This is a genomic window from Collinsella sp. TF12-2AT, from assembly GCF_003436735.1.
Classification (GTDB): domain Bacteria; phylum Actinomycetota; class Coriobacteriia; order Coriobacteriales; family Coriobacteriaceae; genus Collinsella.
Genome location: NZ_QSQK01000014.1, coordinates 1 through 1,557, shown reverse-complemented (window position 1 = coordinate 1,557; position 1,557 = coordinate 1). Strand labels below are relative to the sequence as shown.

The window sequence follows — 1,557 nt, the reverse complement described above, 5'->3', positions numbered from 1 at the left end:
GGGGGGGGGGGGGGGGGGGGGGGGATCGTCTTCGCTAATTACAGCGAGTTAGCGACTCAGTGAGCTTTGGCGCGCTCTGATGCGAGCGGAAGGTGAAGCAAACTGGAACGGGTAGTAGATTCACAGAAGCTATATGCAACGTGAGTGTCAAAGATAGCGCGTCTTAACGCATAACCCTGCATTCCTCCTTTCACCGACTGGCAAAACGATTTACACCTAATTGTCGACATTACCTACGCGATTTATCTTTGCCCCCGCATCGATCTCGCTAAACTAATAACTGTCGCTACCAGGGCATTTTCTGGTGCACATTCTATTGGCTCCTGCGAAGATCGGAGCGGGTATGTTTGCCGCCGAGTCCCACGCCAGCCGTCATCACATCGCGATCGCTGCCATGGCCTGCCTATGCGTTTTGCTGGGCGGGCCTTCCTATGCCGCGGGCGCGGAGAGCCTGTTCATCGCGGGCGCGACGTACTGCGAGCCGGGCGTGTCGGGCCCCGGCTGGGCCTGGACCGATGCCGGCCACCTGGAGCTTGACGGCTACGCGGGCGACGCCATCGGCGCCGACGGCGACCTGGTCGTGACGCTTGCCGGGCGCAACTCGGTGACCGAGTCGCATGCGCCCGATGCGGACATCGCGCAGTGCGGCATGGAGGTGTGGGGCAGCCTGACGCTTCGCGGCACCGGGTCCCTGGCGGCATCGGGCTCGCAGTGCGCGATCCACGTCTCGCGGGCGCTCGCGGTGGACGGCTGCGCCGTCGATGCCCGGGCGGACGGGGCCGGCGTCACGGACGAGGCCGTGGCCGGCGTGATCGCCGCCCGCATGGCCGTGCGCGGCGGCGGGCGCGTCGTCGCCGCCGGTGCCGCGCCCGCCGCCGGCGTGCAGGCTTTTGGCGTGTACCTGCAGGACGCGGGCGCAGGCGACGATTCGGCCGGGCGCGGGCTTTCCGTCGATACCTCGCGGCTCGATGCGACCGGTGCCGACGGCGGCGTCGCATGCGCGGGCGGGTCGCTCGTGTCCGCGCGGTTCGTGGCGCCTGCGGGCGGGGCCTTCGGTGCCGGCGGCGCGGTGGATGCCTCCGGGTCCATGGCGCCGCATGTGGTGATTGAGCCCCAGGGCGCCACGGCGCCGGCGGGGGAGACCGACGGGCGCGAGGAGCCCGGTGGCGCGGGCGAGCCGGCCGGTGGTGCCGGTCCTGCCGTTGGGCGGCCCGGCGCCGGGTCCGCGACGGATCCCGTCCTTAAGCCCGCGACCGCGACGCCCAAGACGACCACGACAACCAAAACGACAGTGGTCAAGACCGCGGCGTCCGCGCCATCCAGGGCCAAGACCGCCAGCGCTGCCACCGTCACGCTCCCCAGGACAGCCGACAGCAACTGGATCGCCGCCTCCTTGGCGCTACTCCTGCTGGGAACAGCGCTTGTGTTTGTTAACGTCGTGATTGCGGTTCTAGGTAGGCCAAAGCGTAAAGGCGATTGATCGAACTGCCATACACTTCTAGGTAGGGGCAATTGCAACGTGTATGACGCATAGCAGGGGCGCGCCGGCAAACGCCG

The 1,557-nt window shown here is 68.0% G+C and carries 1 protein-coding gene; it reads left to right on the top strand.

Translation table 11 applies throughout. The features are described 5' to 3' along the window. Nucleotides 1-343 precede the first annotated feature (343 nt). Complete coding sequence (locus DXD24_RS10135) at nucleotides 344-1,480, top strand: hypothetical protein (protein ID WP_158548954.1); 1,137 nt, start codon at nucleotides 344-346, stop codon at nucleotides 1,478-1,480. Nucleotides 1,481-1,557: the final 77 nt, after the last annotated feature.

Excerpts from the sequence above, each read along its gene's own strand:
- DXD24_RS10135 (WP_158548954.1), top strand. The coding sequence starts at position 344 with ATGTTTGCCGCCGAGTCCCACGCCAGCCGTCATCACATCGCGATCGCT.